Origin of the sequence: Caldisericum sp. (assembly GCA_022759145.1) — a bacterium.
Taxonomy (GTDB): Bacteria; Caldisericota; Caldisericia; order Caldisericales; family Caldisericaceae; genus Caldisericum.
Genome location: JAEMPV010000029.1, coordinates 1 through 8449, shown reverse-complemented (window position 1 = coordinate 8449; position 8449 = coordinate 1). Strand labels below are relative to the sequence as shown.

The 8449-nt window shown below is 32.3% G+C and carries 6 protein-coding genes; 2 read left to right on the top strand and 4 right to left on the bottom strand.

Annotation, left to right across the window (positions count from 1 at the left end; genetic code table 11):
- Window positions 1-351 precede the first annotated feature (351 nt).
- The 4 genes from JHC30_01935 to JHC30_01920 form a co-directional block, all read right to left on the bottom strand.
- On the bottom strand, window positions 352-1359 hold the full coding sequence (locus tag JHC30_01935) for a CDP-glycerol glycerophosphotransferase family protein (GenBank protein MCI4462914.1): 1008 nt from the start codon (window positions 1357-1359) through the stop codon (window positions 352-354).
- Window positions 1360-1907: 548 nt separating this feature from the next.
- The gene (locus JHC30_01930) at window positions 1908-2975 is read right to left on the bottom strand and encodes an N-acetylneuraminate synthase family protein (protein ID MCI4462913.1); all 1068 of its coding nucleotides are present in this window, start codon (window positions 2973-2975) and stop codon (window positions 1908-1910) included.
- The gene (locus JHC30_01925) at window positions 2944-4623 is read right to left on the bottom strand and encodes a hypothetical protein (protein MCI4462912.1); all 1680 of its coding nucleotides are present in this window, start codon (window positions 4621-4623) and stop codon (window positions 2944-2946) included. The genes JHC30_01930 and JHC30_01925 overlap by 32 nt, the downstream gene beginning before the upstream one ends.
- Before the next feature lie 16 nt (window positions 4624-4639).
- Window positions 4640-5458, bottom strand: a complete 819-nt coding sequence (locus tag JHC30_01920) for a class I SAM-dependent methyltransferase (protein ID MCI4462911.1) — start codon at window positions 5456-5458, stop codon at window positions 4640-4642.
- 318 nt (window positions 5459-5776) lie between these two features.
- Here JHC30_01920 and JHC30_01915 point away from each other — a divergent pair, with 318 nt between their 5' ends.
- Together JHC30_01915 and JHC30_01910 are read left to right on the top strand one after the other, a co-directional pair.
- Window positions 5777-6937, top strand: a complete 1161-nt coding sequence (locus JHC30_01915; GenBank protein ID MCI4462910.1) for a glycosyltransferase — start codon at window positions 5777-5779, stop codon at window positions 6935-6937.
- A gap of 1 nt (window position 6938) precedes the next feature.
- A complete protein-coding gene (locus tag JHC30_01910; protein MCI4462909.1) occupies window positions 6939-8216 on the top strand; it encodes a UDP-glucose/GDP-mannose dehydrogenase family protein in 1278 nt (425 codons plus the stop codon).
- Window positions 8217-8449: the final 233 nt, after the last annotated feature.

The window sequence follows — 8449 nt, the reverse complement described above, 5'->3', positions numbered from 1 at the left end:
GGTTTTTGCATCACCCTGTTTTACCCTCTAAAGTTAACAATGTTAGAATTGTAGTGAAAGTCTAACTATGAATGATAGCACTGTTAACAAAAATCGGGGTGTCACTTTCACGACCTAGAATTTATACCGTGGACTCTCATTCTTTAATCCACTACAAAATCAAAAATAATATACGATGTGCACTAGGACCATTTCATTTAAGTAAAAAGATTAAAAGAAGTTTGTTTAAAAATGCTGCTCAATTTTTTATGCAGATGTAATTACAAAATACTATTCTCGAAAAATTTGTAGAAATTAAAATAATAGCGGAAATTATTCGTAATTATACAGATGGATCAATTATATCCAATTTCAATAAGTTCTCTCCAAAATGGATAAGATATTCTTTTCAGGATTTTTTGAAGTCGCATAAAATTGCGCTGCTTTCTCTTTTCCACAACTGACTAAGTTATTTCTTATATCTTCACGCATAACAAGTTTGAGATTTTCTACAAAATCCTCCGGTGATTTAGCAAACAAAATACAATTTTGTATGTCAATTTCAGAAACACTTTCAGCTCCAGGTAAACCAATTATAATGTTTGGTATACCCAAAGCCATAGCCTCAAGAAATACTGTTGAACTTATAGTAGAATGGGCATCAGAAGCAAATAAAACCTGGTAAAGGTCAGCATCTTCATCAGTAATTACAAAAATCTTTCCTTTTTCCGCAATTGTTTCATATGTCAGCCTACTTGAAATTTCTCTTGGATGAAGTTTAACAAAAAATTTTACACTCTGAGGAATAAAAGGCAAAATACTTTTTAAAAAAAATATAAATTCATTTCTATAGGAGGGTTGAGTGGTGAATGTAACAATAAAATCCTCATTACCTATCCCAAACTTTGATCTTACCTCACTTTTTATATTCTCTCTCTCGCTTTCACTTATTGAGCGATACTTGTTTATTTTGGGGAAACCAGACACAATTAAATTTTCTTTTTTAAAGGCATTTCCTCTTTTAAGTATGAAATCAACAAAAATATCACCAAATAAGAAAACTTTATCTGGAAGTGGTAAAAATACAGACTTTTTTGGAACAAAATATGTATAGCCGATATGAGATTCCGTTATAATACCGTGCTGAAATTCGATTACTTTTATGTTAGATTTTTTAGCTATGTAATTAAAAGCTAAGACTTCTCCATTGTAACTCCTCGTTTCAATTATTAACTTAGGCTTAATCTTTTTGAGTACTACATCTGCAACATTTATTTCCAATAAAACTTTTTTATAGTTTCTCTTTATAAGTTTCAAAATTTCTTTCTCAATCCACTCAGGTTGAATACCGTTAATATTTATCTCTCTTATATCATTCAAAAATTCATTCCAATTTCCAATCTTTTTAGGTAGAAATAGATATCGAAGAGACCTTATAAAACCAACAACAAAAGCAAAGTCAATAAATATAATATCCTCAGAAATAAGTAAGTTTCGAAGACTAAAAGATTGCGGAGTCAATAATTCAATGAAAGAAGAATCGTTCTTGAAATAATTGTAAAAAGAATTAAAGAATATATGTCTTTCAATTAAACTCTTCCCTTTATCCCTGTAATCACTTGGGTCAATAAGAAAAACAATATTTGAGTTTTTCCTTTTTAAAAATCTTACAGCACCTGAGACGGCCCTGATTAGAAAAACCACACCACGCTTGAGTAACGATATTAAACTCAACAAAGGGGTAAAAATGTTCTTTTTAGATGGACTTTTCTTATGAAATTCCTTTCTTAGAAGATTTACTACTTCCAGGTAAAAATAAACCCTTATAAAAAACCAGATTTTTATTCCAGCTATCTCTATATCATAAATATTGGTTTTCTCTTCAATTTCACGAATAATATCGAGAGCTTCAAGCTTTACATTTCCCTTCACGAAACCTCAAAATCTCCAAACTTGATTATTTCGTCTTCTTGAATATCTTTTGTAGCAACTGCACCTATCACAATATGATAAAGGTATGGCGGTACGCCTGTGCCAGGTCTCTTAATTGCAATGTCATCTCTGTCTATAATTTTGCCTTTAGGTATGAATCTCTGGGCAACAAGACTTCTTCTTGCGTATAATCTCGAATCTGTTTCGCTCTCAATGTAATGTTTTTTGGTTCTCCCAATAATTGTAGTTACATCATTCAGGTAATTTAAGAAATTTTTAAGGTCCTCTTTATCCATAGAATGGTAATGGTCGTTTCCTTTAAGAGATTTGTCAAAAGTAAAATGCTTTTCGATAACCTGAGCACCTAAAAGCCAAGCAGTACTAAGGACCGTATTCATTCTATCGGGTAAGGTATGATCTGAATACCCAATAATATACTCGTTAAAGATCCTCACCATATCGGCAATCATACCGAGATTTGCATCGGTATAACTAGTTGGATAGTTTAGTATACAATGTAGAAGTATAATATTGCTGTTTCCGTTTTTCTCTATAGTTTCAATAGCGTTCCAAATCTCGGACACCGTTGAAGCTCCTGTAGACAGAATTACAACCTTTCCCTTTTTTGCAATATATTCCAAAAGAGGTAAATTATTGATATCCGCAGATGCCACCTTATAAGCTACAACAAGAGGCTCAAGAAAATCCACGGACTCAAAATCAAACGGAGTTGCTAGAAAATCAATTCCTTTTCTTAAAGCATAATCTGCAAGTTCTTCGTATTCTTTTTTCCAAAAGAAATCATTTTTTTTAAAGAGTTCAAATTGATTCTTTGTGGGTTCTTTACTTGTATCCCAATAGGCGGGAGCATATTTAGAAGCTAACAAATGTGCTTTGTAAGCTTGAAATTTTATAGCATCAGCTCCTGCATCCGCAGCTTGTTCTATCATAAGTTTTGCCTTATCGATGTTTCCCTCATGGTTAACCCCTGCTTCGGCAATTATATAAGGTCTCTCAAGTCTTTTTTCGTTATCAATAATTCTCTTCCCGAGTTTTATAATCATTTTTTCTCCACCTCCTATAATTAAAGATTATCTCTTCCTTAACATTGAGCAAACCATCCCTTATTTCTTTGTAAGGTAGTGAGTTATACATTAGCTTCCTTTTTGCTGTGTTATCTAATAGATGAACGAACGTTTCCCTGATTGACGCTTCAGATACAGTACAAGCAATTCCAAGGTATTTTACGCCAGGGTTTGTCCTTGCAAATAAATGTAAGGTTTCTCTGTCGTTTTGGGCAATGCTTATAACTGGTATCCTCATAGAAGCTAACTCATAAACAGTTCTTCCATTCGAAGTAAAGCCCAGATCGACCCCATTCATTTCAGATGCCATACTCTTCACATTATGTAAAACACTCACATAAGATGAAAGGTTAAATGTACTTATAAAATCTTCCAGTTCCTCAAAGTGAGAATAAAGCGAACCTACAATGATCTTTACGCTTATATCCCTTTGTTTTATTAAGTCCTTTATAGATGAGAGGGTCTTAAGAGTCAAATTATTTTGATCAACGCCACCAAAAGAAATCAATACATTTTTTACGATTTCGCTAAAACTATTTGGGGGCTGGACCAAGAAATCCTCGTTCAGGACAGCATATTTATAACCTACCCTATAATTATCAGGAATTTCAAAACCTCCATACATATCGTTAAAAACAATGTTGGCTAATTTTGAACCTTCTCCCAAATCTTCAAAATTCACAACAAAAACCCCAAGTTCTTTAATACCTTCCATATACTCTCTCGTAGTATCAAGAATATCATTAATTACCAGGTTAAAGTTACCACCTCTAATTAAAGATTTAACCTCTTCAAGTTTAACTTTTTTATAGGAATATCCATAAAATTGCAATAGTTCACTAAATATGTCATCACTATCAACTAATGCAAATTCAACATCGTGTCCAAGGAAAGCATCTGCTAAACTAAGAGTTCTGCTAAAATGACCTGTTCCTACACTTTTATTTCCAAAAGTAACTATTAAAATTTTCAAACGGTTTGCGAGTGTTTCACCTATTAACCAATCCAAAGTTTCATCAATATCTAATGATTCCTCAGGAGGAACTTCAAAAAAGTAGAGCTTATTGCCAATCCTATTTTTGCTGGTGACAAAAGAACTTTTCGTTATCAAAAATGCTCCAGTTTCCCTCAACCTCTTGCTAAGGTATTGCCTATTCAATCTTTCTGTAAACTCAGGGAAATATTCTTCTCCAATTTTCCTCCAGGACAAATGCGTGTCATCAATAACTGAAATTATCGTGTCAACATCTCCTTCAAGAAACTTCCTAATTGCACTTTCAATAGTATTCTCAGAGATTAGAGGAGAAGTAGGCTGAACAGTTAGCACACATTCAACTTCACCAAATTTACTTCTATACCAATTGTAAGCTTCATAAACGACCGGATCCAATGTTACGTCGTCAGATGAAAGAAGAGAAGGTCTTTTATGAACTTTTACTCCAAGGCTTAAACAATAATTGAGAATTTCATCGTCTTCGGAAGTAACAACAATATCATCTATATTCGAAACTTTTTTCAAAGTTGATATGACATAACTAACTAATGGCTTTCCATTAAATAGCCTTAAATTTTTTCTTCTTATTCCCTTAGAATTTCCCCTTGCAGGGACTATCGCTAAAATTTTCATAACCAATCTTTGATGATTATTTAGTATAAACAACCATTACTGCCTGGCTAAGGTATTTCAACGGAGAATGATTGTTAGTTAGCAAAACATCTATCTTATTCAAGATGCTCACGAATCTTTCAGAAGGAAAAAGTCTGCCGAGCCTGACTAATAAGCCATAATACTTTTTGAATTCCACTTTACTATATAATTTACCTGCTTCAAGCAATTCCATATTGGACAAAGCCCGATCGTCTCTAACCTTTAAGTATTTATTCCATTCTCTTCTATTCAGAATAGAAGGACGGTAATTACCTAACGCCTCAGAACCCACAGGAAATAAATTCTGTAAAAAATCAAAGACTTTGCTGTTTTCCACAGGCTCTATAAACACAGCTTTACCATTTGCTTTTAATACTCTATGCGCTTCCTCTAAGGCTTTGGATAAACCTTTTTTGGATAAATGATGAAGTACTTTTCTTCCCACAACGAAATCAAACTGCTCCACATCAAATGGAAGACTCTCAACGTTGTGAACTATGAAGGTACATTTTACATCATTTACTTCAGCAATAACTCTTGCAAGTTTTACAAGATTTTCACCAATATCTATACCTACAACATCAGCGCCTAGTTTCGAAAGATAAACTGAAAACTCTCCTCTTCCTGAACCATATTCCAAAACTTTTTTACCTTTAACATCACCAATTTCATTTAAAATATCTTTCAGCTGTGGATTAATATTATCTTTGTCTATTAAAAAACGCTCGGGATGTTTTCTAATCTCTTCAAACCACTTGTCTGCATAAGAGTTCCATCTATCCTGTCTAAAAGAGTTGTTTTCACTGTAATTCATCGCTTGCCTATACCCAGTTTGTTTTACTAAAATCTACATAAATCGAATTAAATTTTTTCATCTAAGAAATTTTACATTGTTTCAAAAAAATTACAAGACTTTTGGGCATTCTTTTATTATTCTAAACAGTATTGAGTTTACTGAATATAATGAAAAATCCATATTTAAGTAATAATAGTTTATCATTGAATTCTCTTAAAGAGAGAAATAAAGAAAAAACAATACAAACTTTTGGAATCGCTAAGATTAGGTAGTAATCAATTTTGTAAATAATACAAACCTGCTAAAATATATTTGAAAAATGAGAAAATGGACATTATGAAAATAATATTTACTATAGCGCTTTTTCTAATATTATGGCATAATTTACTCTATTTGGCATTTTTAATACTTGTAAAAAAAATATTCCCGTGCAAAACACAATCATATGAAAGCATAAAAGAAATACCTTTTGTATCACTTATTATAGCGGTTCATAATGAAGAAAAAGTGATAGAGAAAAAAATCCTCAATGCCCTTTCGCTTGATTACCCCAAAGAGAAACTTGAGATTATTTTTGCAAGCGACAATTCAACTGATAAGACTAACGAAATCATTTTAAATTATGCAAGTAAATACGATAATATTAGATTAGTTAATATTGAAAAAAGAGGCGGCAAAGTTAATGCCTATAACAAGGCTTATAAATATGCAAACGGAGAAATTATTGCTTTCTCTGATGCAAATACGATGTGGGATAAGAATGCGTTAAAAAATCTCATTCAACCACTTGCAAATTATGATATCTCTTGCGTATGCGGTCACTTGATCTATACAAATACAAGCGAAAGCGAAATTGCCTATTCAGAAGGGCTATACTGGAAACTCGAGAATATGATGAAAGAAGGCGAATCCAAACTTTATTCTCTCACTGCACTCAACGGCGGAATATATGCAATTAAAAAGAGCGATTACATTTTCGTTGACCCTTTATATTCTCATGATTTGTGCATTCCGCTCTTCTTGGGTGCAAAGAAAAAAAGAACTGTTTTTGTTAAAGATGCTATCGCTTTAGAACGAAGCGGCACAACTTCTGAAGATGAAATCAAAAGAAAGAGGAGAATGTTTGGAAGAGTGTACTCGTTCTTCTTCAATAATCTTTCTCTTTTTATAAACCCATTCAAATATAATCTTCTCTACTTTATATCCGTTTTCTCTCATAGAACAATTAGGTATATGCTGCCATTTTTACATTTGCTACTCTTTATTTCAACAGTAGTACTTTTCCGTAGAAGCTTGATTCTTGAAGTAGCGTTCTACATACATATTTTACTTTTTGCATTTGCTACTATAGGATACTTACTAAAAAGAAAAATCAAAATTTTTGTTCTTCCTTATTACTATTTTCTATTTTTAGCGACAATGGTGCTTGGCTTCCTGGATTTTATACAAGGGAATATAAAACCTTACTGGGAAATTGCGGAAACAACGAGGGAGTGATATGAACATATTAATAATCGGAACTGGTTATGTAGGTTTAGCAACAGGAATTGCATTGGCTCTTAAAGGCAAAAATGTGTTATTTGTTGACAAAAATAAGGATAAAATTAAACAACTAATGTCCGGCAAATTGTTTTTCTATGAACCAGAACTTCAATCTGCTTTAGAAAAAGCTCTTTCAAATAAAGGAGTACGCTTTTCTGATACTTTGGATGAAATAAACGAAAAAATTGACTTAATATTTATTTGTGTAGGAACACCTGTTCTAAAAAGCGGAAAAACCAATATGGAAAATATAAAGCAAGCCATTTACAACATCAAAAAATACTTTAACTATGATATTGTCATTGCTGTAAAGAGCACTATAAATCCAGATGATTTTCAATTTATAAAAAATGAGCTTAAATCCAATAATTTTCATATTGTAATAAATCCAGAATTTCTGCGAGAAGGAAATTCTTTGAATGACGCTTTAAATCCTTCAAGAATCGTCATTGGTACTGAAGATAATTACGCAAAAAACTTACTTAACGAAATCTATAAAGACTTTAATGCTCCAAAGATATTTACAGACCCGATAAGCGCGATTCTTATAAAATATGCATCAAATGCATTCCTTGCTACAAAAATATCATTTATTAACGAAATTGCAAACCTCTCAGATAAGTTAGGAGGAAACATTGATGACATTGCTCTTGGCATTGGACTTGACCCAAGAATTGGGAAAGACTTTTTAAAAGCAGGCATTGGTTTTGGCGGTTCATGCTTACCAAAGGATACAAAAAATTTGGTCAGCTTTTCAAAAAGAGCTGGAGCGAATATAAGCATTGTTGAAAAAGCATACAAAGTTAATGAGGTCCAATATTTGGTAGCAATTGAGAAATTAAAGGAAGTCTTAGGAAATCTGGAAGGAAAAACTGTCTCTGTATTTGGCTTAGCATTTAAAGGAGGAACAGACGACATAAGAGAATCGATAAGCATAAAAATCATTCGTGAACTTCAAAAAGAAGGATCTATTGTAAAAGCACATGACTATATAGCCCACAAAAAAGCAAAAACAATTTTAAAAGAAATTTATTTATCAGATGATGTTTACTCTGTAGCAAAAGATACTGATGCGCTTTTAATTACAACAGACTGGAAAGAGTACAAAAACATCGACTGGGCAAAAATTAGAAATTTAATGAGAGGAAATTTGATTATTGATGGAAGAAATATCCTCGATAAGGAACTCCTAAAAAGATCAGGCTTTATCTACAAGGGGATTGGAAGAAAATAAATGTCTTTTTATTCCGTTAATAAATGCTTTAAATATGTTGGTAATGCGAATATTGTTGGCTTTCCCTTCCTCAAGAAAATTTATCAAAGGAATTAAACAGAATTTCTAAAGCTTCCAGGTTAATTTTTACCAAGATCATATTATTAACGCTATTTTATTTAAAGAAAACTTACATAAAAAAGGGCTACCAGAAGGTAGCCCTTGAAGTAGTATGTAGGTTCAGGTTATTATGC

Excerpts from the sequence above, each read along its gene's own strand:
- JHC30_01930 (MCI4462913.1), bottom strand. The coding sequence starts at position 2,975 with ATGATTATAAAACTCGGGAAGAGAATTATTGATAACGAAAAAAGACTT.
- JHC30_01925 (MCI4462912.1), bottom strand. The coding sequence starts at position 4,623 with ATGAAAATTTTAGCGATAGTCCCTGCAAGGGGAAATTCTAAGGGAATA.
- JHC30_01920 (MCI4462911.1), bottom strand. The coding sequence starts at position 5,458 with ATGAATTACAGTGAAAACAACTCTTTTAGACAGGATAGATGGAACTCT.
- JHC30_01915 (MCI4462910.1), top strand. The coding sequence starts at position 5,777 with ATGAAAATAATATTTACTATAGCGCTTTTTCTAATATTATGGCATAAT.
- JHC30_01910 (MCI4462909.1), top strand. The coding sequence starts at position 6,939 with ATGAACATATTAATAATCGGAACTGGTTATGTAGGTTTAGCAACAGGA.